This is a genomic window from Dokdonella sp., from assembly GCF_019634815.1.
Lineage (GTDB): Bacteria > Pseudomonadota > Gammaproteobacteria > Xanthomonadales > Rhodanobacteraceae > Dokdonella_A.
This window is the reverse complement of record NZ_JAHCAP010000001.1, coordinates 270,734-294,166: the sequence shown is the minus strand read 5'-3', so window position 1 is coordinate 294,166 and position 23,433 is coordinate 270,734. Positions and strand designations below refer to the sequence as shown.

Here is a 23,433-nt window from a genome sequence, read left to right as displayed (position 1 = left end):
GCGCGCCGTGCGCCGTTGGTTCAAACCAGACCGGTCAGGTCGTGGACGAGGATCACGAAGAACACCGCGAGCGTCTTGATCAGGGTGATCGCGAAGATGTCGCGGTAGGACTGGCGGTGGGTGAGGCCAGTGACGGCCAGCAAGGTGATCACCGCACCATTGTGCGGCAGGGTATCCATGCCGCCGGAGGCCATTGCAGCGACGCGATGCAGCACCTCGGGTGAAATGCCGACCGCGGCCGCGCCCTGCATGAAGGAATCAGCCATTGCCGCCAGCGCAATGCTCATCCCACCCGAAGCCGAACCGGTGATGCCCGCCAATGCGGTCACGGTAACGGCTTCGTTGACCAAGGGGTGCGGAATCGATCGCAGCGCATCGGCAGCCAGACGAAATCCCGGCAGCGCGGCAATCACCGCACCAAAACCGTATTCGGAAGCCGTGTTCATCGAAGCCAGCAAGGCGCCCGCCACGGCCGCGCGGCTGCCGTTTGCAAAGGCTTGCTTCACCGGGCGCCAGGCAAACGCCAGCACGCAGGCGATGCCGGCGAGCAAGGCGCCTTCGACGGCCCAGATGGCCGCGAGTTTGCCCACATCCTGCACGATCGGCGCGGCACCTCCGACCACGCTCGGCGTGAAACTGGTGCTCGATCCGTACCAGCGCGGGATCTGTTGGGTCAGCACGAAATTGACCACGCCCACTACAATCAGCGGCGCAATCGCCAATGCAGCCGGCGCCATCCGGATGCCAGCGAAGGGCTCGGGCTCATTGCTGTGACCGCTGCCATAGCCCTCGCCGCGCGCAGCGGCAACGCGCCGACGCCAATCCAGGTAGAGCATGCCGACGATGAACACGAACACCGCGCCGATGCTGCCCAACCACGGCGCGGCCCAGGTCGTGGTGTGGAAGAACGTGGTCGGAATCACGTTCTGGATCTGCGGCGTCCCGGGCAGCGCATCCATCGTGAAGGTGAAGGCGCCGAGCGCGATCGCGCCGGGGATCAGGCGCTTGGGTATGTCGCTTTGGCGGAACAGTTCGGCGGCAAACGGATAGACCGCGAATACCACCACGAACAAGGACACTCCGCCATAAGTCAACAGCGCGCAAACCAGCACGATCGATAGCATCGCTCGACTGCGCCCGACCATGCCGATGGTGGCGGCGACGATCGAGCGCGAGAAGCCCGAGATCTCGATCAGCTTTCCGAACACCGCACCGAGCAGGAACACAGGGAAATACAACTTGAGAAAACCGACCATGCGATCCATGAACAAGCCGGTGAACATCGGCGCGACCAGTCCGGGATCGGTCAACAGCACCGCGCCCAGTGCCGCCAGTGGCGCGAACAGAATCACGCTGTGCCCGCGATAGGCCGCGAACATCAGGAAGGCGAGCGCGGCGAGCACGATGAGGAAGGCCATCGATGAAGTTCCCTGCGACGATGAAGACCCCGCGCTGGGCGCAGGCGTGGCCGCTCGAGTATGCGCAGCCCTCGCGCGCGGCCTACTGTACGAAGGTACAAGTGCCGGCACCCATCGCGAGGCTTAGCCTGCACCCCACGTGGCCAGCCTGGCCGGTACTTTCGTGGAGAGGAACATGCAACGTCGTCTGCTTGGCTTGGCCATCGCCTGCGCGCTCGGCGCGTTCACCCAGACGGCGTCGGCCGCCGATCCGGTCGCGGCTCCCGAGCCGGCTGCGGCGCCAGAGCAGGAAATCGCTTCGGCAACGCAAGGTGCCCCGGTCACCGAGCTGGAAGCCATTCAGGTCACCGCGCGGCGGCGTGCCGAGAGCATCGAGAAGATTCCGGTCGCAGTGAGCGCGTTCAGAGAGGAGGATCTCAAGGACCTGCAAGTGGAGAACCTCGATGGGCTGCAGGGCGCCGTACCCGGCCTCAACGTGGTGCAGGGGCGTGGTTCGTCCAACAGCGCGAACATCTTCATCCGTGGCATCGGTCAGCCCGATGCGCTGCAGACCTTCGACCCGGGCGTGGGCATGTACGTGGATGATGTCTACTACTCGCGCATCCAGGGCGCGCTGATCAGCCTGTTCGACGTCGATCATGTGGAAGTGCTGCGCGGCCCGCAGGGCACGCTGTATGGCAAGAACTCCACCGGCGGCGCGATCAAGATCGTGACCAAGGATCCAAGCGACGCCACCACCGGCAGCGCCGAGCTCACCTTTGGCAACTATGGCCGAGCCGAAGGGCGCTTCTACCTTGCCGGCGGTTTCAACGACGTTTGGTCTGCCAGCATCGCCGGCGCAATCACCGGCAATGACGGCTACGTCAAGGACGTCACCACCGGCAATCGCTACAACGATGAGGACAGCAAGGCCTTTCGTGCCAAGCTCCAGTTCAGGCCCAATGAAAGCTTCAAGGCAAGCCTCGCGCTTGATTACATCAAGCAGGACACAGCCTTGACCCTGGGCGCGCCGATCGCGCCGCTGCTGGCGACCAACCTCGTGCCTGGGGTTCCGGCCACCGTGCTCTACACGCCGCCCGCGGGTACCTGGGATTTCCATGCCCGCACTTCGTTTGGACCGGACAAGGGCCAGAACCTCGAGCACAAGGGCCTGAGCCTGGCGATGGACTGGCAGATCAACGAAGCCTGGAAGCTCAAGAGCATCAGCGCTTACCGCTGGCTCGACAGCGATGCCTACATCGATATCGATGCCTCGCAGTTCCAGCTCGGCGATGTGCTGGTGGATTTCAACCAGAAGCAGGCCAGTCAGGAACTGCAACTTCAGTATGACAACGGCAGCAACCTGCAGGCCGTGTATGGCCTGTACTGGATGCGCGAGATGCTGCCTTCGCATCAGGAAGCCTATGCCGATGACCTGTTGCTGTTCGGCGCAGTTCCGATCGGCTTCCTGCGCACGATCGATGACCGTCAGACGACCACCAGCAGCGCCGCCTTCGCGCATGTGAGCTGGGAATTCATGCCCAGCTGGACCCTTGCCGCGGGTCTGCGCTACACGCACGAGACCAAGGACTACTGGCGCACCACCAGCGCGTTCTTCGGGCCGCCACTGCAAGCCGCCTCGCAGGACCCGCAGGCGGTCATTCCGCAGACCGGCAAGGGCTGGAATGCGTGGACGCCGTCGCTGTCGCTGCAGAAGCAGTTCAACGACCAGCTCATGGGCTACGTTTCAGCCAACCGCGGCTTCAAGTCCGGTGGTTTCAATGGTCGCGCCAACTCACCGGGTGAAGCGGCCGACCCGGTGTTCAACCCGGAATACGTGTGGACCTACGAGCTGGGCCTGAAGATGCGTTCAGCCGACAACCGCATGCAGGCCAACCTCGCCGCGTTCCACAGCAACTACCGGGATTTCCAAGCGCGCGTGTCGTCGGTCAGTGGCGACCCGGCCAACCCGGTGTTCTCCTTCCCCGTGCTCAACGCGGCCAGCCTGAAGATGGATGGCATCGAAATCGAGGGAGCGGCCTTGCTCGGTGAAGGCACGCGCCTTTCCGGACAACTGGCTTGGCTCAATGCGCGCTATGACAAGTTCGTCGATCCCCGCGTGCAGATGTTCCCGAGCCTGGCCACCCTGCATGACCACGTGCCCTTCTCGCCCAGGCTGACCGCCCGTGTCGCGCTGGCGCAGAGCTTCAATTTCGGCAGCGGCGCGGCGATCACGGTCGGCGGCGATGTGTCCTGGCGTGATGACACCTGGCTCAGCGTGGACAACCGTCCTGGACTCATGCAGCCTTCCTTTGCCGTGGTCGGGTTGTTTGGGGTGTTTGATTCCGCCGACGGCCATTGGCAGGTCCGCGCCGGTGTGCGCAACCTCACCGACAAGGTCTACAAGACCGATGGCCAGGAGTTCTCGAGCGTGGGCAACATCCAGACCGCCTACTTCGGCTGGCCGCGCAACTATTACGTTTCGGCGCGCTACAGTTTCTGACGGCGCCTGATTGCGGCGCCGCCGGAGTGCGGTTGACGGCTGGCGCCGCGGCTAGTTGTGAATGCCCTGTCTGCAAACGCGGTGGTTTCGCTTGGTCGCAATCCGCCGCAAGGCATGATGGTCGCCAAGCAATGATGACTTGCACTTTTTCCGTCCCGACCCGAGCACCCAGGAGTTCCGGCATGCGTGTTTCCGTTCTTGCCCTGTTGCTCGGTTTGGCTCCGCTCTGCGCGTTCGCCAATGAAGCGCGGCTGCCGCAACTCAAGCTTGACCCGACCCGGACCACGATTTCGGGGATATCCTCGGGCGCCTACATGGCGCAGCAGTTGCATCTGGCCTATTCCGACCATGTCGCCGGCGCGGCTTTTCTTGCCGGCGGTCCCTGGCACTGCGCGCAGGGCTCGCTCTCGATCGCGCTGGCGCAATGCATGGCGCCCACCGCGGACAAGGGTCCTGATGTGGACGTTCTGGCCGCGGCGGCCAAGGATGCTGCTGCCGCCGGACAGATCGCACCGCTGCGCGGTTTGGTGGGTGACCGCGTACTCGTCCTGCACGGCAAGGGCGACCTGACGGTGGCGCAATCACTGAGCACGGCCAGCGTGGCGCTGTATCGCAAGATCGCGCCTGAAGCCAAGCTCAGCGAGGACCTCACACGTTCCTTCAGCCACACCTTTCCAACCCTCGATGCGGGCTCGGCCTGCGAGGTGAGCGCTGCGCCATACATCGGGCGTTGTGGTTTCGATGCCGCGGCCGAGATCTTCGCCAGCTTGTTGGGCAAGCCGCCGCGTCCGGCGGATGTTGCGCACGGGAAACTGCTCCGCTTCGACCAGCGTGGCTATCAAGGTGAGGGTGATGCCTTCCTCGCCGGCGAGGGCTATGTCTACGTCCCCGATGCCTGCGCGAGGGGCGAACGCTGCGGTTTGCACATCGCCTTGCACGGTTGCCAGCAGAATGCGGACACGCTGGGCGAAAAATTCGTGCGCGATACGGGCTACAACCGTTGGGCCGATATCTACTCCGTGGTCGTTCTCTACCCGCAGACTCGCGCCAGCCTTGCGCCACTCAACCCGAAGGGATGTTGGGATTGGTGGGGTTACAGCGGGGTCACGTACGACACGCGTGATGGCGTGCAGATGCGCGCGGTGGCGGCGATGGCCGCGGCGCTGGGCGCGCCCTTGCGCTGACCTGGTCGGTTCCGACCCGGCCGTCTGCGGCGGCGCTTGCGTGGCGCACCGCGCTCGATCCGGTGAGTGCCGATGGCTTGCGCGCCGCGCGGTCTGTCTTCTCTCCGGCGCTTGTCCACGCTGGTATGCTGCAAGACCGGGCCGGCGCGATCGCGCGGCCTTCTTCCGAGTGCCCCGTGTCGACATGAGTGAGCTTTGGCCCCGTTGCCTTTCCCGTCTGGAAAGCCAATTCAGCGCTGACGATATCCACACCTATCTGGCGCCCTTGCAGGCCAGCGAGGACGCGGAATCCTTGACTTTGTGGGCGCCCAATCCCTACACGCTCGATACCATTCGCGAACGGTTCCTGCCTGCAATCGAACAGGTTGTGGCGCACTACGCGCAAACTGCAATGTCGGTCGACGTTCGGCTGGGCACGCGCGCCAGTCCGCCGGGCAAGACAGTGGCGCGCGCGCGCGCCGGCGAGCGGCCGGCCGAGTCGAACATCGATGCGAGCTACACCTTCGAAACCTTCATCGAGGGCAAATCCAACCAGCTCGGCAAGGCCGCAGCGATGCAGGTCGCCCAGAATCCGGGTTTGGCCTACAACCCTTTGCTGCTCTATGGCGGCACGGGACTGGGCAAGACCCACTTGATGCATGCGGCCGGCAATCTCATGCGCGCGAACAAGCCGGAGGTGAAGATTCTTTATCTGCGGTCAGAGCAATTCGTCAGCGGCATGGTGCGCGCCTTGCAGCAAAAGAACATGGACGAGTTCAAGCGACGCTTTCGCTCGGTTGACGCCCTGCTGATCGACGACATCCAGTTTTTCGCCGGCAAGGACACCACCCAGGAAGAGTTCTTTCATACCTTCAATGCGCTGTTCGAAGGCAAGCAGCAGATCATCCTGACTTGCGACCGTTACCCCAAGGAAGTCGACAAGCTCGAGCCCAGACTCAAGTCGCGCCTGGGTTGGGGCTTGTCGGTAGCGATCGAGCCGCCGGATTTCGAGACACGCGCGGCTATCGTGCTGGCCAAGGCGCAAGCCAAGGGCGTGGAACTGCCCGAGGATGTGGCCGTGCTGATCGCGCGGCGCATGCGCTCGAACGTGCGCGATCTGGAAGGGGCACTCAACACCTTGGTGGCTCGCGCGCATTTCGTTGGCAAACCGATCAGTCAGGAATTTGCGCAGGAAACCTTGCGGGATCTGCTGACGGTTCACGCCCAGGCGATCAGCATCCCCAACATCCAGAAGGTCGTGGCAGACTACTACCAGATGCGCATGGTCGACCTGCTCTCCAAGCGCCGCAGCCGTTCGATTGCGCGCCCGCGGCAGATCGCCATGACTTTGGCCAAGGAACTCACCGAGCACAGCCTGCCGGAGATCGGGGATGCCTTCGGGGGGCGCGATCACACGACCGTACTGCATGCCTGCCGAACTGTACGCGACCTGCGCGAGACGGATGGCAAATTGCGGCAGGATTGGGACAAACTGCTTCGACAACTCACCGGCTGAGCCCTGTTGAACAAACAGGTAGAACCTGTGGACAGATCGGTGCAAAAGAGTTATGCACCATTTACGCACAGGAAAGCTGCGCCGTTGCTCTTTGCGCGCGACACCGTAACGCATTGATTTATATGTAGATAATCGGCCAGTTCCATAATTCACAGGCCCAACAACCAATATCGTTCCACAACAAGACAAAGACAGGACGACAGGCCATGCGCTTCAGCATCCAACGGGAAACGCTACTCAAGCGGCTGCAACAAGTGGTCGGGGTTGTCGAGCGCAGGCATACCTTGCCGGTGCTCGCCAATCTCCTGCTGGTCGTCGATGCCAACGGCGTGACGCTGACGGCAACTGATCTTGAAGTGGAAATGTGCGCACAAACGACTGCCGATGATCTGGTCGCAGGGGAAGTCACCGTGCCGGCGCGCAAGCTTTTCGACATCTGCCGGGCCTTGCCTGATGGCTGCCGGATCAAGGTGGAGCGCAATGGTGAGCGTGTCACCGTCAATGCCGGGCGCGGGCGTTACACCCTGGCGACTTTGCCCGCGAGCGAATTCCCGACGGTTGACTCCATCGAACTGGTTGAGCGCGTCAGCCTGCCTGAGGCAACGCTCAAGGAACTGATGTCGCGCACTTCGTTTGCGATGGCGAATCAGGATGTGCGGTACTACCTCAATGGCATGTTGTTCGACTTGCGCGAGAACAGCTTGCGCTGTGTGGCGACGGACGGGCACCGTCTGGCCATGAGCGAAGCGAAGCTGCAGGGCAAGGTGAGTTCGCCGCGACACGTGATCGTTCCACGCAAGGGCATCAACGAGCTGCAAGGCCTGTTCGAATCCGGAGACGCCACGGTGGAACTGGAATTTGCCCGCAACCACTTGCGCGTCCGCCGCGAGGGCGTGACCTTCACGTCGAAACTTGTCGATGGCCGTTTTCCTGACTATGAAGCCGTCATACCGATCGGTGCCGACAAGGAAGTGCGGGTGCAGCGCGGCGAAATGCGCGAGGCCCTGCAACGCGCCGCGATTCTGTCCAACGAGAAGTATCGGGGCGTGAAACTCGAAGTCTCGCCCAACAAATTGCGGATCGTTGCACACAATCCCGAGCAGGAAGAGGCGATCGAGGAGATCGAGGCGCGCACCGGGGTGTCCGAACTCAACGTCGGCTTCAACGTGAATTATCTGCTCGATGCGCTCGGTGCCATCGAATCCGATGAAGTCCTGTTGTGCCTGCGCGACGGCCAATCCAGCTGTCTGCTGCGCAAGCCAGATGCCGATGACACGCGGCACGTGGTCATGCCGCTGCGGCTCTGAGTCGGATCATCGCGACAGCACGCCACCGTGGAACTGGTTTCGTTGCGGATCACGGATCTGCGCCTGTTCGAGTCGGTCGAGCTGTCGCTTGAATCCGGCTGGAACCTGTTCGTGGGTGCGAACGGCGCGGGGAAGACGACCATTCTGGAGGCGGCCTACCTGTTGTCGCATGGTCAATCCTTCCGCGCTGGCACCCGCGACGCGCTGGTGCGAGAGGGCAGTGAAGGCTACACGATACACAGCGAACAGCGCCGCGGGCGCCATCACCGCGGGCTTGCCATCGGAAGGATAAAGGGTCGTCTCGAAGCGCGGGTCGGTGGCCAGCCATGCACGGTCGGCGAGCTCATGCGGCATTCCGCGGTCCTGTGTTTCGAACCTGGCTCCCATGCCTTGCTGAGCGGTGGCGCCAACGAGCGCCGACGTTTTCTCGACTGGGGCGTGTTCCACGTGGAACCGGAGTTCTTGTCGACCTGGTCTCGCTACCAACGCGCTTTGCGCCAACGGAATGCCTTGTTGCGCGGTGGTTCGGGGGAAGCGGAATTGCCGGTTTGGAATGCGGAACTGGCTCGATGGGGCGAACCGTTGTCGGCGATGCGTGCACGGTATTTCGACCGCTTTGTCGGCCAAGCGCTGCCTTTGCTGGAGCGACTCTTGCCCGAACTGGGTGTACCACGTCTGAGCTTTCAGTCTGGGCACGACCCGGAGCAGCCACTGGCGGGCGAGCTGGTGACGACGCTGGGCAGGGATCGTGAGAGGGGGCACACCACGCGCGGCCCCCATCGCGCAGACTGGTCGCTCGGCTTTGCCGCTGCCCCGCGAAGGGAGCACCTGTCCCGGGGGCAGGAGAAGCTTGCGGCTTTTTCCCTGCTCATGGCGCAAGCGTTTTGCTTCAGAGCCAGTCATGGCGAGATGCCGGTGTTGTGCCTGGATGATCTCGCCTCCGAAATCGATCGCGAGCACCTGGGCAGGGTGATCGAGATGATCGTGGCTTGTGGCGCGCAGGTTCTGGCGACAGCCACGGAGTGGACGCCTGACCACGCCGGGTTTTCAGGCGCGATCACCCGGTTCCACGTGGAACAAGCCAAGGTACAGCGGCTGCTATAATCGAAGAATTGGGCCGCTCGCCACCGGCGGGCGCTAGGAGCAAGCATGACCGACCAGTACGATTCCAGCAAAATCAAGGTTTTGAAAGGCCTGGAAGCGGTCCGCAAGCGGCCCGGCATGTACATCGGTGATACCGATGACGGCACGGGCCTGCACCACATGGTTTTCGAGGTCGTCGACAACTCGATCGACGAAGCTTTGGCGGGTTATTGCGACCATGTCGTGGTCACGATCCACGGCGACGGTTCGGTCAGCGTGCTCGACAATGGGCGCGGCATCCCGGTTGGCATCCAGGCCGAGGAAGGGCGCTCCGCAGCCGAGGTCGTGATGACCGTGCTGCATGCTGGTGGCAAGTTCGACGACAACAGCTACAAGGTTTCAGGCGGCCTGCACGGTGTCGGCGTCTCGGTGGTCAATGCCTTGTCGGATCACCTCGAGCTGACGATCTATCGCGATGGCAAAGTCCACCAGCAGGAGTACGCAAATGGCGAGCCGCAGTACCCGCTCAGGGTCGTCGGCACAACCAGCAAGCGCGGAACGCTGGTCCGTTTCCACCCGAGCCCAGCCACGTTTTCGCAAACCGAATTCCATTACGACGTGCTCGCCAAGCGCCTGCGCGAGCTGTCGTTTCTCAATTCCGGCGTAAAGATCGAACTGATCGATGAGCGCAGCGACAAGCGTGACCTGTTTGAATATGAGGGGGGTATCCGGTCCTTCGTCGAACACTTGTCCCAGCTGAAGACCCCGCTCCATGCGCAAGTGATAAGCATTACCGCGCAACACGAGGGCACCACGGTTGATCTGGCCATGCAATGGACCGACGCCTACCAGGAAACCACGTTCTGCTTCACCAACAACATTCCGCAGCGAGATGGCGGCACCCATCTCGCCGGTTTCAGAGCCGCGCTGACGCGTACGCTGTCGAACTACATCGAATCTGCCGGCATCCAGAAGACGGCCAAGGTTGCGCTTTCCGGTGACGATATGCGCGAAGGCTTGATCGCGGTGCTGTCGGTCAAGGTGCCCGATCCGAAGTTCTCCTCGCAGACCAAGGACAAACTGGTTTCCAGTGAGGTCAAGGGCATCGTCGAGGCGATCGTCAACGAAAAGTTCGGCGAATTCCTGCTCGAGCACCCCAACGAAGCACGCATGATCGCCGCCAAGGTCGTCGACGCCGCGCGCGCGCGCGAAGCGGCACGCAAGGCGCGCGAAATGACGCGGCGCAAGGGTGCGCTGGATATCGCGGGCTTGCCCGGCAAGCTCGCCGATTGCCAGGAACGCGACCCGGCCCTTTCGGAGCTCTTCATCGTCGAGGGCGATTCAGCCGGTGGCTCGGCCAAGCAGGGCCGCAACCGCAAGAATCAGGCGATTCTTCCGCTCAAAGGCAAGATCCTGAATGTCGAGCGGGCGCGTTTCGACCGCATGCTCGGCTCTGCCGAAGTGGGCACCTTGATCACTGCGCTCGGCACCGGGATCGGAAAGGATGAATTCAATCCCGACAAACTGCGTTACCACAGCATCATCATCATGACGGATGCCGATGTCGATGGCTCACACATTCGCACCTTGTTGCTGACCTTTTTCTATCGGCAGATGCCGGCCCTGATCGAGCGCGGCCATGTCTACATCGGGCTTCCGCCGCTCTACAAACTCAAGCAGGGCAAGCAGGAGCTCTATCTCAAGGATGATGCGGCACTCAATCAGTATCTGATTTCCAGTGCAGTCGACGGCGCCGAACTGGTCTACGCGCCCGACGTGCCGGCGGTGAACGGTGCGGGCCTCGAAGCGCTGATGCTCACCTGGCGCGCCGCGCTCGACCAGATCGAACGGATGGCGTTCCGCTTCGACGAAGGTTTGTTGCGAGCCTTGCTGGATGCGCCGCAGGAAGCCTCGACCTGGAGTGACGCGACCGAACAGGCAGCCTGGCTGGCGCGCATCGGTGCATCACTCGCGGCAACCGGATTGGGACGACCGCGCTACCAACTGCGCGTCCAGCCGGCGCAGAACGATCACCCTGCCGCCTTGGTCGTCGATCGAGACCAGCACGGCTTGCGTCATACCCAGGTGCTGCCTTCGAGCCTGTTCGCATCAGTCGAGTTCAAGCCTATCCGCGACGCCGCCAGCCAAACGGCCACACTGATCCAGCCGGGTGCGCAGGTGCGGCGCGGCGGAAAGAGTCGCGGCGTCACCGGTTTTGGACAGGTCTTCGACTGGCTGATGGATGAAGCCAAGCGCGGCCGCACGATCCAGCGCTTCAAGGGCCTGGGTGAAATGAACCCGGAACAACTGTGGGATACCACGGTAAACCCCGATACGCGCCGGCTGCTTCAGGTGCGCATCGAGGATGCGATCGCCGCCGACCAGATCTTCTCCACCTTGATGGGCGACGTGGTCGAGCCACGGCGCGACTTCATCGAGCAGAATGCACTGCGGGTCGCCAATTTGGACGTCTGAACGGCCTTTTGCGCATCGCACCAAATGCAATCCAACGGCGAGGCTTGCTTGTATGCGCCACCGTCGAAGCGCTACGCTCGCCCACTCACCAAGCGATACAAACGACAGTTTTCGTACTTATGGGGTAATCGCATGAAACGCGTGAATGGTTTCCTGATGGCATTGTGCGCAATCGGCTTGGCGTTCTCGACCGCCACCTTTGCCCGTGACGCGAAAAAGGACGTCGACGCTTACCCGCACGCGACTCGCAAGGAACCCAAGGTTTCGCTCGGTTCGAGTGAGCAGACCGCGCTCAACAAGGCCGCGGACTTGCTCAATGACGGCAAGGACAGCGAAGCCCGGCCCTATGCGGAAAAGGTGCTTGCTTCGGGCAAGGCCAGCCCCTACGCCAAGGCGTTCGCCAATGAATTGCTGGGCACGATCGCATGGAATGCGGACAAGTCCGACGAAGCGATCGACGGCTACAAGAAGGCCCTGGCACTCGATGCGCTGCCCAACAAGTCGCAGTTCAGTCTGCTCTATCGTCTCGCCCAGATGCAGCTGCAGAGCGAAAAATACGAAGACTCGCTCGCAAGCCTCGAGCAATGGGAAAAGTTGACCGGCTCGCAGAACGCCGATGAACTTGCGCTCAAGGCCAATGCCTACTATCGCCTCGACAAGTTTCAGCCGGCGATTGACAACATGAAGCAGGCGATCGCGACGGCAGAAAAGCCCAACGACAGCTGGTCGCAGATCCTCATGGCGAGCTACTTCGAACTCGATCAGTACGACGAGGCCGCCAAGGTCGTGCAGGGCATGCTGGCGAAGGACCCGAACAACAAGAAGCTGATCAACCAGCTTGCCCAGGTCTACATCCAGGGCGAGAAGCCCGATCAGGCACTGCAGGTGTTGGCGAAGGCCAAGGCCGACGGCTTGTTCAACACCGCCGATGACTATTCACAGCTGGCCAAGTTGTATTCGATGGCCGATAAGCCCAAGGATGGTGCTGCCATCATCAAGGAAGGCCTCGCCAACAACGTCCTGAAAGGCGATCTCGAAAACTACAAGTTGCTCGGCGACCTGTGCATGCAGGCCGAAGACGATCCCTGTGCGCTTGACGCCTATGGCAAGGCCGCACCACTGGCCAAGGACGGCAACGTCCAATACCAGCTCGGCTACCTGCAGTTCTATGCCGGCAATTCGAAGGCTGCCGTCGACTCGCTGAGTCAGGCGATCAGCAAGGGTGGATTGCGTCAGGAAGGCGAGGCCTACCTGCTGCGCGGCGATGCCCAGAACGACCTCGGGCAAACCGCGGCCGCAACCGCGGACTGGCAAAAAGCGGCTTCCTTTCCGAGCGCCAAGACGATGGCCGACCAACGGCTACAGGCTGTCAAGAAGGGCGCCAAGATTCACGCCGGCAAGAAAAAATAACCCCTGAACCCACTGGGCTGCGTTGCCATGCTTGCGAATGGAACCATTGGCGCGTCTCGTGAGAACGAAAAGAAGCGTCAACGGGCCGGGAAGCCCGCCCGGGCGCTTGTCGGACCGGCATGCGGTGTTGTACCGTGTCGGACTCGCGTTCTTTCGCTGCGGCTTCGACGGGTCGAAGTCGAGCAGCGCTTGGGCGGCCGCACAGACATAATCTCGTTGGTCAATCTCTGATGGCAGATCATTCCCAATCTGGCGGCAAGCAGTTCAGCTGGCAGCGCGTGACCGCGTTCAGCAGTGCATTCGCGTTGCACGCCTTTGCGTTCGCCATGATCATGGCGCCCGTCGCGCCGCCGCCGAGCAAGGACAAGACCGTCGACAAGAAGGTGATGGTCGAGTTCATCGAGCCGCCACCACCACCACCACCACCACCACCGCCGCCGCCGGAGCCTCCGAAGAAGCCGCCGCCGAAGATCATCGAGAAGGTGCAGCCGCCGCCGAAGGCGCCGCCGCCGCCACCGGCTCCGCCGATCGTCGAAGAGCAAACGCCGATGTCGGTTCCGGCACCGCCGCCGGCTCCACCGGCACCGCCGCCACCGCCGGCCGACATCGCACCGAGCGAAAACATCAGCTACCGTAAGATGCGTCCGCCGCGGTATCCGCCGCAGGCGTTGCGCCAGCGCCAGCAAGGCAAGGTGATCCTCAGGGTGCTGGTGGGTGAAGACGGTAGTGCAGTGGAAGTCACGGTCCAGAAGAGCAGCGGATCCCGCTTGCTTGACCAGGCCGCGATCGAAGCAGTGAAGACCTGGAAGTTCAATCCGGGTTCTAAGGGTGGCAAGCCCGCGCAGGGTTATGCCTTGGTTCCGATTGACTTCAACTTGAACGAGTAGGGTAGAGCCATGCAGCAAGATGCCTCTCAGTCAACCGCAGCGGCTCAGCCTGCTGTCGTTCCCGGCAGTGGCGGCAACGCCGCCGCCATGAGCCAGATGGGGTTCAGCGACCTCATCCACAATTTCGACGTCCTCGGCTGGATCGTGTTTGTCACGCTGGTCGTGATGTCGATCGGCTCGATCTACTTCATTGTCGCCAACTTCCTGCGTAACAGCATGATCCGGGCGCGCATGGAAAAGGTCATTGGCACGTTCTGGGACACGCCTTCGGCGCAGGATGCCGTGCGCTTCCTCGAGGATCAGCCGCGCAGCGAACCGTTCTCGAAGATCGCGCTCGACGCCGCGCAAGCCGCCGCGCACCACCAGCGCAACGAGGGCAGCCGACTGGTCGAGGCCCTCAACCGTTCCGAGTTCATCGATCGCGCCCTGCGCCAGGCGGTCGCCCGCGAGAGCCTGCGCTTGGAAGGCGGCATGACCCTGCTTGCCACGGTCGGTTCCTCGGCACCATTCGTCGGTCTGCTCGGCACCGTGTGGGGCATTTACCACGCCCTGATCAAGATCGCCGCCTCGGGCAACGCCTCGATGGAAGCGGTGGCTGGTCCGGTGGGCGAAGCCTTGATCATGACCGCGTTTGGTCTGTTCGTGGCGATTCCGGCCGTGCTCGGTTACAACTTCTACGTGCGTCAGAACCGCATCATCTATGCGCGCTTCGACGAATTCGCACATGACCTGCACGACTTCTTTGCCACCGGTTCGCGTGTCGAAGCCGGCGTCGCACCGGTCGCAGCGAGGAAGTAAGCCATGGGCATGAGCGCGGGTGGTTCGGGCGGTGGCCCGATGGCGGAAATCAACGTCACGCCGCTCGTCGACGTGATGCTGGTGCTGCTGATCATCTTCATGATCACGGCGCCCTTGATGTCGCACAAGATCCGGATCGACCTGCCGCAGGCCAATCCGAACGTCCAGCAGGACAACCCACCGGAACCCATTGATCTTGCGATCAAGGAAAACGGAGATTTGTACTGGAACGACGAGCCGGTGACGGATGCGATCCTGCAGGCCCAGTTGCGCGTTGCGGCGCAGAAGAGCCCGCAGCCGGAATTGCAGATCCGGGCCGACAAGCCGACCCAATGGCAGAAGATCGCCACCGTGATGGCCGAAGCCAAGAGCGCAGGCATGGTCAAGCTCGGCTTCATGACGACCGGGGCGAACGACCAGTAAGGTCGAAGCGCAATCGCAAGTTCAGGACGGCGCCGCCTCACCCGCGGCGCCGTTCTTGTTTGCGGCCGGCTTGCGCATGTTCGCTGGACAGGCGTAGCCTGAGATCGCCGGGCAACTCACGGGAGAACGACGATGAGCTCCAGCCTTCGCTTCCAAGCCGCGCACGCGCATGCCGAAATCAATGTCACGCCCTTGATCGACGTCCTGCTTGCGTTGGTCGTGATCCTGATGATCGCGGCGCCGCTGACGATGAAGAAACTCCCGCTGCCGCTGGCAGGTGGTCAAGCCGCGCCGTCACCGCGTACGGCGACGCTTTCGATCCTCTCAACCGGTGAATTGTTCCTCGATGGTCACGCCGTGAACCGCAGTGCACTTGGCAAGACGCTCTCGGTCTGGGCACAGCAAGCCCCGCCACCCGTGCTCGAAATCCATTCCGATCGCGAGACACGCTACGAAGCGGTCGCAGCGGCACTCGGCATTGCACAGTCGAGCGGGCTGGAATCCATTCGTATCGAAGGAACTGCAACGCCTTGACCCGAGCAGTCTCGACGGCTTGCCGCCGCAATCAAGCTCGCGCCGCTCAGCGCTTGGCTGTGCGACCTGCTTGCGCCAGCGCAGCAAGATAGGCAGCCACGGTCGAAGCAAGGCCCGCGTACAAGGCTTCGCTGATCAGGGCATGGCCGATCGATACTTCGGCGAGGAACGGAATCGCGGCGATCAGCGCGACGAGATTGCGCTGGTCGAGATCGTGGCCCGCATTCACGCCCAATCCGGCCGCGAGCGCCTGCTCGGCGGTGCGCACGCAGTCGGCCAGTGCCTTGCGTGAGTCACCCGCCGCAAACGCGCGCGCGAATGCTTCGGTGTAGATCTCGATCCGGTCTGCGCCAATGTCCGCAGCCCTCCCGATATCGCGTACATCGGGATCGACGAACAGGCTCACCCGCGACCCCAGCGCCTTGAACTCGCGTACCAAAGGCGCCAAGCGCTCGGCGTCCCGCACCAAATCGAAACCATGATCCGAGGTGAGCTGGCCATCGCCATCGGGTACCAGGGTTACTTGCGCCGGGCGACTGGCGCGGACCAGTTCGAGCAAACCGGGATAGCCACCCCGCGCATGCGCAAAGGGATTGCCCTCGATGTTGAATTCGATCGTATCGGGCAACGCCGCGGCGATGCGCATGACATCGTCCGCGCGGATATGCCGCTCATCCGGGCGCGGATGCACGGTAATGCCGTGGCAGCCTGCGGCGATCGCAACCTGCGCAGCCGTCAGCGGATCCGGCAGAAAATGGCCGCGCGAATTGCGCAGCACGGCGATCTTGTTGACGTTGACACTGAGCGCGGTCATGCGTCGATCATCGCGCAAGCATGCCAGCGTGTCGATGCGACCCTTGCCGAAAGACACGCGCCGCATCCCTTGCCCACTGCATCCGATGTCATCTCCCGCAACCACACGCAATCAACACCGCAGTTGCTTGCCGCAATTTTCCCAGGCGATGTCGCGACGCGAATTGCCACCCGGGAACACCCATCGAACCGCATCAGGATAAGCGCTCCTTCGGCCGCATCACCAAAAAGGCCATCCGCCGCTGTTCTTTCAAAAGCATGGGACAACTCGCCAAGCGAATGGATCGCCTCGTACGGAACGGCAACGCCCGCTGCCAGCCGCTCCGTTGGACCACCACGGCGGCATCGATCTTGGCGAAGCTCGACCGATGTCGTTCACGCTCTGGCAGGCCAGAACGCTAAGGACAGGCTTCTTCGCTACTCTTCCACATCACCGGTTCCCAGTAGGCCCCACCGCGCCAGTCGCCAAGTTTCGCCGGAATCAGGCGCGCCGCAATCATCAAGGTCGTGTTTGGTGCAACCACGACCTCGAGCTTCTTGCCCGCATGCCCGCGTTCACCCGCTTGGCGCTGACGGTCGTTGAACGGCAGATATTTCGGATCAATCCGTTCCCCGACCTCGAGCGTGTGCGAACCCGCGCCGACACGGAAGACATGCGAATCGCTCGGCCCAGCAAGCTGGCCGTCGATCGTCAGCACCCGCGCCGCGTGCAACTGGCGCTGGCGCGGAGCGACATCGAAATCGCTGATCCGACCGCAACCGGCTGCAGGCCTTGCCGTGGCATCCGCTGTGGTGGGGGCCTCGCCCACCTGCAGGCGCATCGCAGGCAGGCGTCGGCTGCTCACCGCACCCTTCAGCTCAAGGGGCTGGCCGCCCCGCGATACCGTGAGCGCGATGGCTGCACGGTCGGGCAGCCCCGCGACCACTTCGCGCAGGCGCGCGACCGCCTGGTCGCCACCAGACAACGAAACCGTGTTGATCGCGACGATTCGATCACCCGCGCGCACGCCCATCTTCCCGGCCTGCAACCCAGGCGTGACACCGAGCACCAGCACGCCATCCTGCGCGGGATAGGCACTGTCAACGACGAGCCCCAGATCGTTCATTCGGTGCGCGGGAATCCGCAGGTCCAGATGGAGATCCTCGAGCCTCACCGCGCCGAATGCGCCCGCATCCGCGAGCGCCGAGATGGCGGACCGCAATTCATCGCCCAGTTGCTCCAGTCCGGGTTCCCGCGCAGCGGAAGCCGACGCGGCGGTTGTCTGCGCCATCGCGCGGGTACCCAATGCGCAGCACGCCAGCACGCCGAGCACGGCATGCATCGGCAGCAAGCAAATCATCGTGCGGAAATTCGACCTCATTGCCCTCACCTCGGAATCTCAGATACGCGTGGCACGCGGCTCGCTCGCAACGGCACCGTCATGGCGCGCGGCCCGGATCAATCCGCGCAAGGCCGCATTGCGTTGCGTCCACAAGGCTGAGAGTTGCGCCGCATCCGCATGCCGGTCATAGGCGGCCTGGAGTTGCGCATCAATGGCACGCATACGAGACGCGCTGCCCGGCGCCAGTGAAGTGGCGTCAGCCTCGAACCATTCCTGCTCCAGCGCCTGCGACAAAGCCAAAGGGCTGGTGTCCAGGGCCATCGACACCGGCCCACCCGCAGAACGCCAGTGTGCCTGCAGCAGCAGCGCGACCGCGGCAACCGAAGCCGCCAGACCACCCATGCGCGCGATCCGCCACATTCGCCGGCGCCGCCAGTGACGCTCATGGGCAGCGAGCACCCGCGCGCGCAAGCCTGGGTCCGGCGCGAATTGCGGCAGCTTCAAGCAAGAATCCGAAACGTGACCACGATCATGCGCCTGCATCTGAATCTCCAGCTTCCTCGTGCAAGCCCTTCTGCAAAACCGACAGCGCCCGCGACAGGATCGATTTGGAATAACTTTCACTCTGGCCGAACAGCTCGGCCAATTCCCTGTGCGTATAACCCTCCACTTCGTGCAGCACGACGATCGCTCGCACCCGCGGCGGCAACTTCATCAGCAATGCCCAGACGTCGGCGCGTTGCTGCGCCATCTCGGCCGCCTCGCCAACCCGCTCCAGCAGCTCATCGCCGGTGTCCACAAGGCGCTGGCGACTGCGCAAGGTGTCGATCGTCGCATTGGTGACCATGCGCTTGAGCCAGGCACCAAACGGTGCGTCGCCACGGAAACCGCGCAAGCCGGTGAGCAGACGCACAAACACTTCGTGCACGATGTCCTGCGCCGCCGCCGGCTCGCCGAGGATACGCAGCGCCAAGTTGTAGCAAGCGGGCCCGAATCGATCATAGATTGCTGCGAATGCGCTGCGGTCGCCATTGCGTGCGCCTCGCAAGGTCCGTTCGTCGAGGTGCTGCGCGAAGTCGCTGCGGGTCACTCCTGCGCGCACGTCTGGAATGCTGCCATCGGCCATGATGGGAACAGGACGATCGACCGCCACCGTTCGTCGCATCGAATTCAATCCACCGCAGGCAGATGCCGCACACGGCGTGGGGGTCCCCGCCATGCCAGACATCCAACGAAACCAGGGCAGGGTTCGAATCGATGAAGGCGCCAGTCCTTTGCCAGGCCGGCCTCGGCGGCGATGGATTCGAGCAGGCAAACCTCGCCCGCAGCGTCGAGCCTGAACTCAAGCCGGGCGAGGCCAAATGAAAGGCCTGAGCCGATGGCCTTGAGTACGGCTTCCTTGTGTGTCCACAGGCGCACGAAGGCAGCCGCGCGCACCGCCTCATCCAACGCTGCGAGTGCCGTGGCTTCTGCGCGAGTGAAGAAGCGCTGTGCCAACGCCGCGGACCGGACACGCCGCTGCGGGGTTTCGATGTCGACCCCGAGGCTTTGCTCACGCGTGACCGCGATCACCAGCACGTTGCGGCAATGGCTGAGGTTGAACTCGAGTCCACCCAAGGCCGGTGCCCGGGGTTTTCCGTGCGCATCACGCTCGATGACGAAGGCATCGGTACCGGCATAGCCGGAAAGCAGCTCGCGCAGGAGCGCCGTGCTGCCTTGCGGTTGCGGCCTGACCTCAAGCGCGCCGACGCCCAGCCGCCAAAGGTGAATCTCATCCTGCGCCAGTGGCGGCAACGCGTGCCGCCCGAAGATCCCCGCCGTGTGCCCATTCCGTCGGGAGCACGCATCAGCGCGCGCAACGTCAAGGGTCGGTGGGGTGGCCGCAGCCATGAACACACGGACCGGCAATCAGGCCCAATGGCGACTCAGGGCGCCTGCGTCGGCGATTCGGGCGGGTTCAGCGCCGGCGCCGCAGGATTGGGCCGAGCGTCCTGCCTGGTTTTGCTGCGCGCGGCCAGTGCGGCGAGATGCTCACTCGAAGCCATCGATGTTTCCGGGCGCAATACCGAGGAAACACGGTCGGAAAGCAGGGAAAAGATGAAGCCACATACGGCCACCAAGCCCACCAGCATCACGATGCCCAGCGCAAACGCGCTCTTGGTGGTGAGCGCAACCACAAGGCACACTAGGCTCAGCCCGAGCAGGATCCAGCGCAGCATGTTTCACCGTGTCGACTCGAAAGCGCTGCCCAAGTTAGCAGAAACGTTCCTTGCAGCGAACCGCCGCCGATCGCCGATCAGCGGCAAAGCCAGCGGTGGGCAATGAGCGGCCTGTCCGAACTGGCCTTGACCGGGGCCCTGGCCTGGGCCAGCGGCATTCGCCTTTACGCCACGCTCCTGATCGTCGGCCTGCTCGGCCATTTCGGCTACCTCGATCTGCCGCCTGCGCTCGAAGTACTGCAGCACCCTTGGGTTCTGACAGCGGCAGCGGTGATGACGGTCGGGGAGTTCGTCGCCGACAAGGTGCCCGCTTTCGACTCATTCTGGGACGCGCTGCACACCTTCATCCGCATTCCGGCGGGCGCTTTTCTGGCCTGGGGCGCGATGGGTGATGCAACGCCCGCAGCCCAGGTCGCCGCGGCGATCCTGGGTGGACTCATCACCGGCGGGACGCACTTGGCCAAAGGCGGCACGCGCGCCCTGCTCAACACCTCGCCCGAACCCTTCAGCAACTGGACCGCCAGCGCCAGCGAAGACGGCATCGTGCTGGCTGGCCTGTGGCTCGCGCTCGCGCACCCATTGGTGTTCCTGATCTGCCTGCTGTTGTTCCTGTTGCTGTTGGCCTGGGCCTTGCCCAAATTGTGGCGCTTCATTGCGCGCGTCACACGCCGCCTGCTGGGCCGACGCGCATCGGTTGCGGGCTCCTGATCGGCTCAGCGCTCGGATTGGCCGGTGCCGGCGCCATCGGCGCGCCGCGTGAACAGATCGGGGCGCAGCGAGTCGAGAAAGGCCCGCGCCTCGGTGCTCAGGAACCGCCCCTTGCGCATGATCACGCCGTAACTCCGGCGCGGGAACAAGGCGCGCACATTGCGTGCGAGCAGCCGAACCCCGTCGTCGTCCTGCATGCACAATCCAGGCACCACCGAGATGCCGAGCCCTTGAGCGACATGGCGCTTGATCACTTCCCAGCCGCCTACTTCAAGCGCGACGTGGAACGGCACCTTGCGCTGTTGAAACACCAGATCCACCAGCTGGAACGTGGTCTGTCGCTGCGGCGGCAGGATCAGTCCGAACGCCGAGAGGTCTTCGAGCCGCAACTCCGCCTTGTGCGCCAGCGGGTGGTCCGGGGCCATGATCAGAATCGGGTCGAAGCTGTGCAGGACTTCGTAGGCCAGGTCCTGCGGCACATCGATCAGTGAGCCGATCGCCAGCTCGACCTGATCGGCGCGCAACTGGGCGATGCCTTCGCTGCCGACGCCACTGCGCACTTGCACGTGGACGTCCGGATGGCGGTTGCGGAACGCGGCGATCCAGGGTGGCAGCAGGTATTGGCCCGTCGTTGCGCCCGCGGCGATGCGCAGTTCGCCACCCGCCAGACCCTTGCAGCGCGCGTGAAAGCGGCGGTCCAGCGATTCAAGTCCCTCGACCACGGGCAATGCCAGTTCATACAGGGTCTGACCCTCGCGCGTCGGCGCCACGCGCCGGCGCCGACGCTCGATCAGGGCCACACCGAGTTCGGCTTCCAGCGCGCGCAACTGCAGGCTGATCGAAGGTTGCGACAGAAACAGGGCCTCGGCCGCTCGGGACAGCGTGCCGAGCTTGACGATCATGCAGAACGCACGCAGCTGCTTGAGGCGGCTGCCCTTGTAATAGAACCGCGCTGCAACAAGCGTCTTCTCGTGGCTGTGAGTGTCGCGTTGCTTGCGTTTGGTGCGCTTGCTCCTGGACGCATCAGGTTTCTTCATGTCTTTCAGCGTGTTGCATGGCATTGAAATAGTCAATGATATGCATTGAATCATTTTCTTTGTCAAAGCCAAAATTTCAACCGAGGATTGCCGCACAGCACAACGGACAGTCTCATGGCCCAGCCGGCATCCAGAATCCTCCCCGCGCAGATCGAGATCCGCGCGCCGCTGTCCGCAGACCACGCGGACCTTCTGACCGAACCCGCGCTCGCGTTTCTTGCCGATCTGCATCGCCGCTTCGAACCGCGCCGGCGTGAGCTGCTGCATCTGCGCAGGCAGCGGCAGGCACAACGCGACGCGGGTGTCCTCCCCGACTTCCGCGCCGATACCCGGGCGATCCGGGATGGCGACTGGCGCGTTGCGCCGATTCCCGCGGCCTTGCTCGATCGCCGCGTCGAAATCACCGGCCCGGTCGACCGCAAGATGATCATCAACGCGCTCAACTCGGGTGCGAAGGTGTTCATGGCCGACTTCGAGGACTCCACGGCTCCGAGCCTGACCAACCTGCTTGATGGCCAGCGCAATCTGCGCGATGCGGTCGCCGGGGCAATCGAATACCTCTCACCCGAGGGCAAGCACTATCGCGTAGGCGCCGACCCTGCGGTGCTGATGGTGCGACCCCGCGGATGGCACCTGCCCGAAGCCCATGTCGAAATCGATGGCGAGCCGCTCGCGGGCGCGCTGCTGGACTTCGGCTTGTTTGCCTTTCACAACGCAGCCGCCCTGCATGCGCGCGACCGCGGTCCGTACTTCTACCTGCCCAAGCTCGAATGCCACGAGGAAGCCATGCTGTGGGACGCGGTCCTGCGCCATGCCGAGACCGAACTCGGACTGCCGAGCGGCTCGATCAAAGTGACCGTGCTGATCGAGACCCTGCCCGCGGTGTTCGAGATGAACGAGATCCTCCACGCGCTGCGCGACCGCGTGACCGGTCTCAATTGCGGGCGCTGGGACTACATCTTTTCCTACATCAAGACACTGCGCGCGCATCCCGATCATGTCTTGCCCGAGCGCGGGCAGGTGGTGATGAGCGTGCCCTTCCTCAAGGCCTATTCGGAGCTGCTGATCCGCACCTGCCATCGCCGCGGCGCTTTCGCGATGGGCGGCATGGCCGCGCAGATCCCGATCAACGGGGATGCCCAGGCCCATGCGGCCGCACTCGACAAGGTGCGTGCCGACAAACGACGCGAAGCCGCTGCCGGCCACGACGGTACCTGGGTCGCACACCCGGCGCTCGTACCGGTTGCACGCGAGATTTTCGACGAGCTGATGCCCACGCCCAACCAACTGCATGTCAGCCGGGACGACGTCAGCGCCGAACGCGACGTCTTGCTCGCGCCCTGTGCCGGCAGCATCACGCGTGCCGGTTTCGCCGCCAACATCGAGATCTGCCTGCGCTATCTCGCCGCCTGGCTCGATGGTCAGGGTTGCGTTCCGATTCATCATCTGATGGAAGACGCGGCAACCGCCGAAATCTCGCGCGCCCAACTCTGGCAGTGGCTGCACGTGGCGCGGGCACCGTGCTTCGACGATGGTGCTGCGATCCACCTTGGCCATTTCGCCGATGAACTCGCGGCATCGCGCGCGCGGCTGTCGGCGCAGGCAATTCCCGGTCGCGCCCGCGTTGCCGATGCCGCGGCGCTGCTCGACCGCCTGACCCGCGCCGAAGAGCTCGCCCAATTCCTCACCCTCGCCGCCTACGACCAACTCGAAGCTGCCCAGGCGGTCGGCGCGAACTGCGCTGCGCACTGATCCAGGCGCTCACCCCATTGCCCTTGGAGCAGCCGGGGACTGCTCCAGCCACGGGCTGCCAACCTCCCCATCGCTATCCACCGTCA

General features: G+C 63.4%; 21 protein-coding genes. 13 read left to right on the top strand and 8 right to left on the bottom strand.

The window, feature by feature from the left end; genetic code table 11:
* Positions 1-20: 20 nt before the first annotated feature.
* Positions 21-1,418: a GntP family permease gene (locus KF759_RS01270; RefSeq protein WP_291222432.1), complete on the bottom strand. Its 1,398-nt coding sequence runs from the start codon at positions 1,416-1,418 to the stop codon at positions 21-23.
* A 175-nt stretch (positions 1,419-1,593) separates the two neighbouring features.
* Between KF759_RS01270 and KF759_RS01265 the strand changes: the two genes are divergently transcribed.
* The 11 genes from KF759_RS01265 (at position 1,594) to KF759_RS01215 (ending at position 15,496) form a co-directional block, all read left to right on the top strand.
* Positions 1,594-3,900: a TonB-dependent receptor gene (locus KF759_RS01265; protein ID WP_291222430.1), complete on the top strand. Its 2,307-nt coding sequence runs from the start codon at positions 1,594-1,596 to the stop codon at positions 3,898-3,900.
* A 182-nt stretch (positions 3,901-4,082) separates the two neighbouring features.
* Positions 4,083-5,084, top strand: coding sequence for a PHB depolymerase family esterase (locus KF759_RS01260; RefSeq protein ID WP_291222429.1), 1,002 nt, complete (start codon positions 4,083-4,085; stop codon positions 5,082-5,084).
* 184 nt (positions 5,085-5,268) lie between these two features.
* A complete protein-coding gene (dnaA, locus tag KF759_RS01255; RefSeq protein ID WP_291222428.1) occupies positions 5,269-6,579 on the top strand; it encodes a chromosomal replication initiator protein DnaA in 1,311 nt (436 codons plus the stop codon).
* A 206-nt stretch (positions 6,580-6,785) separates the two neighbouring features.
* The gene (dnaN, locus tag KF759_RS01250) at positions 6,786-7,886 is read left to right on the top strand and encodes a DNA polymerase III subunit beta (RefSeq protein WP_291222427.1); all 1,101 of its coding nucleotides are present in this window, start codon (positions 6,786-6,788) and stop codon (positions 7,884-7,886) included.
* Between the two features lie 27 nt (positions 7,887-7,913).
* Entirely contained in the window at positions 7,914-8,990 is a 1,077-nt protein-coding gene (gene recF, locus KF759_RS01245; RefSeq protein ID WP_291222425.1) for a DNA replication/repair protein RecF, read from the top strand.
* Positions 8,991-9,035: 45 nt separating this feature from the next.
* Positions 9,036-11,444 (top strand): DNA topoisomerase (ATP-hydrolyzing) subunit B, encoded by a 2,409-nt coding sequence (gene gyrB, locus KF759_RS01240; protein WP_291222423.1) that lies wholly within the window; start codon positions 9,036-9,038, stop codon positions 11,442-11,444.
* A 132-nt stretch (positions 11,445-11,576) separates the two neighbouring features.
* The gene (locus KF759_RS01235) at positions 11,577-12,854 is read left to right on the top strand and encodes a tetratricopeptide repeat protein (protein ID WP_291222421.1); all 1,278 of its coding nucleotides are present in this window, start codon (positions 11,577-11,579) and stop codon (positions 12,852-12,854) included.
* Positions 12,855-13,132: 278 nt separating this feature from the next.
* On the top strand, positions 13,133-13,741 hold the full coding sequence (locus tag KF759_RS01230) for an energy transducer TonB (RefSeq protein WP_291222420.1): 609 nt from the start codon (positions 13,133-13,135) through the stop codon (positions 13,739-13,741).
* Between the two features lie 87 nt (positions 13,742-13,828).
* Complete coding sequence (locus tag KF759_RS01225; RefSeq protein WP_291222419.1) at positions 13,829-14,539, top strand: MotA/TolQ/ExbB proton channel family protein; 711 nt, start codon at positions 13,829-13,831, stop codon at positions 14,537-14,539.
* A gap of 3 nt (positions 14,540-14,542) precedes the next feature.
* Positions 14,543-14,962, top strand: a complete 420-nt coding sequence (locus tag KF759_RS01220; RefSeq protein WP_291222418.1) for a biopolymer transporter ExbD — start codon at positions 14,543-14,545, stop codon at positions 14,960-14,962.
* 132 nt (positions 14,963-15,094) lie between these two features.
* Positions 15,095-15,496, top strand: coding sequence for a biopolymer transporter ExbD (locus KF759_RS01215; RefSeq protein WP_291222417.1), 402 nt, complete (start codon positions 15,095-15,097; stop codon positions 15,494-15,496).
* 46 nt (positions 15,497-15,542) lie between these two features.
* On the opposite strand, the gene KF759_RS01210 is transcribed toward KF759_RS01215, so the two are convergent.
* The 6 genes from KF759_RS01210 to KF759_RS01185 all read right to left on the bottom strand — a co-directional run bounded on the left by KF759_RS01210 (position 15,543) and on the right by KF759_RS01185 (position 19,850).
* Complete coding sequence (locus tag KF759_RS01210) at positions 15,543-16,310, bottom strand: pyridoxine 5'-phosphate synthase (protein ID WP_291222416.1); 768 nt, start codon at positions 16,308-16,310, stop codon at positions 15,543-15,545.
* A 397-nt stretch (positions 16,311-16,707) separates the two neighbouring features.
* A complete protein-coding gene (locus tag KF759_RS01205; protein ID WP_291222415.1) occupies positions 16,708-17,670 on the bottom strand; it encodes a PDZ domain-containing protein in 963 nt (320 codons plus the stop codon).
* An 18-nt stretch (positions 17,671-17,688) separates the two neighbouring features.
* A complete protein-coding gene (locus KF759_RS01200) occupies positions 17,689-18,135 on the bottom strand; it encodes a hypothetical protein (RefSeq protein ID WP_291222413.1) in 447 nt (148 codons plus the stop codon).
* 25 nt (positions 18,136-18,160) lie between these two features.
* Positions 18,161-18,796, bottom strand: coding sequence for a sigma-70 family RNA polymerase sigma factor (locus KF759_RS01195; protein ID WP_291222411.1), 636 nt, complete (start codon positions 18,794-18,796; stop codon positions 18,161-18,163).
* Between the two features lie 5 nt (positions 18,797-18,801).
* Positions 18,802-19,425: a 4'-phosphopantetheinyl transferase superfamily protein gene (locus KF759_RS01190; protein WP_291222409.1), complete on the bottom strand. Its 624-nt coding sequence runs from the start codon at positions 19,423-19,425 to the stop codon at positions 18,802-18,804.
* A gap of 131 nt (positions 19,426-19,556) precedes the next feature.
* The gene (locus KF759_RS01185; RefSeq protein WP_291222408.1) at positions 19,557-19,850 is read right to left on the bottom strand and encodes a hypothetical protein; all 294 of its coding nucleotides are present in this window, start codon (positions 19,848-19,850) and stop codon (positions 19,557-19,559) included.
* Positions 19,851-19,952: 102 nt separating this feature from the next.
* On the opposite strand from KF759_RS01185, the gene KF759_RS01180 reads away from it, so the two are divergent.
* Entirely contained in the window at positions 19,953-20,558 is a 606-nt protein-coding gene (locus KF759_RS01180; protein ID WP_291222406.1) for a DUF4126 domain-containing protein, read from the top strand.
* Positions 20,559-20,563: 5 nt separating this feature from the next.
* On the opposite strand, the gene KF759_RS01175 is transcribed toward KF759_RS01180, so the two are convergent.
* Positions 20,564-21,595, bottom strand: coding sequence for a LysR family transcriptional regulator (locus KF759_RS01175; protein WP_291222404.1), 1,032 nt, complete (start codon positions 21,593-21,595; stop codon positions 20,564-20,566).
* Between the two features lie 114 nt (positions 21,596-21,709).
* Between KF759_RS01175 and aceB the strand changes: the two genes are divergently transcribed.
* Positions 21,710-23,347 carry a malate synthase A gene (gene aceB / locus KF759_RS01170; protein WP_291222402.1) on the top strand — a complete coding sequence of 546 codons (1,638 nt, stop codon included), beginning with the start codon at positions 21,710-21,712 and terminating at the stop codon, positions 23,345-23,347.
* Positions 23,348-23,433 lie beyond the last annotated feature (86 nt).

Coding starts and splice junctions, on each gene's coding strand:
- KF759_RS01270 (WP_291222432.1), bottom strand. CDS start 1,418: ATGGCCTTCCTCATCGTGCTCGCCGCGCTCGCCTTCCTGATGTTCGCG.
- KF759_RS01265 (WP_291222430.1), top strand. CDS start 1,594: ATGCAACGTCGTCTGCTTGGCTTGGCCATCGCCTGCGCGCTCGGCGCG.
- KF759_RS01260 (WP_291222429.1), top strand. CDS start 4,083: ATGCGTGTTTCCGTTCTTGCCCTGTTGCTCGGTTTGGCTCCGCTCTGC.
- dnaA (WP_291222428.1), top strand. CDS start 5,269: ATGAGTGAGCTTTGGCCCCGTTGCCTTTCCCGTCTGGAAAGCCAATTC.
- dnaN (WP_291222427.1), top strand. CDS start 6,786: ATGCGCTTCAGCATCCAACGGGAAACGCTACTCAAGCGGCTGCAACAA.
- gyrB (WP_291222423.1), top strand. CDS start 9,036: ATGACCGACCAGTACGATTCCAGCAAAATCAAGGTTTTGAAAGGCCTG.
- KF759_RS01235 (WP_291222421.1), top strand. CDS start 11,577: ATGAAACGCGTGAATGGTTTCCTGATGGCATTGTGCGCAATCGGCTTG.
- KF759_RS01225 (WP_291222419.1), top strand. CDS start 13,829: ATGAGCCAGATGGGGTTCAGCGACCTCATCCACAATTTCGACGTCCTC.
- KF759_RS01220 (WP_291222418.1), top strand. CDS start 14,543: ATGGGCATGAGCGCGGGTGGTTCGGGCGGTGGCCCGATGGCGGAAATC.
- KF759_RS01215 (WP_291222417.1), top strand. CDS start 15,095: ATGAGCTCCAGCCTTCGCTTCCAAGCCGCGCACGCGCATGCCGAAATC.
- KF759_RS01210 (WP_291222416.1), bottom strand. CDS start 16,310: ATGACCGCGCTCAGTGTCAACGTCAACAAGATCGCCGTGCTGCGCAAT.
- KF759_RS01205 (WP_291222415.1), bottom strand. CDS start 17,670: ATGAGGTCGAATTTCCGCACGATGATTTGCTTGCTGCCGATGCATGCC.
- KF759_RS01195 (WP_291222411.1), bottom strand. CDS start 18,796: ATGCGACGAACGGTGGCGGTCGATCGTCCTGTTCCCATCATGGCCGAT.
- KF759_RS01185 (WP_291222408.1), bottom strand. CDS start 19,850: ATGCTGCGCTGGATCCTGCTCGGGCTGAGCCTAGTGTGCCTTGTGGTT.
- KF759_RS01180 (WP_291222406.1), top strand. CDS start 19,953: ATGAGCGGCCTGTCCGAACTGGCCTTGACCGGGGCCCTGGCCTGGGCC.
- KF759_RS01175 (WP_291222404.1), bottom strand. CDS start 21,595: ATGAAGAAACCTGATGCGTCCAGGAGCAAGCGCACCAAACGCAAGCAA.
- aceB (WP_291222402.1), top strand. CDS start 21,710: ATGGCCCAGCCGGCATCCAGAATCCTCCCCGCGCAGATCGAGATCCGC.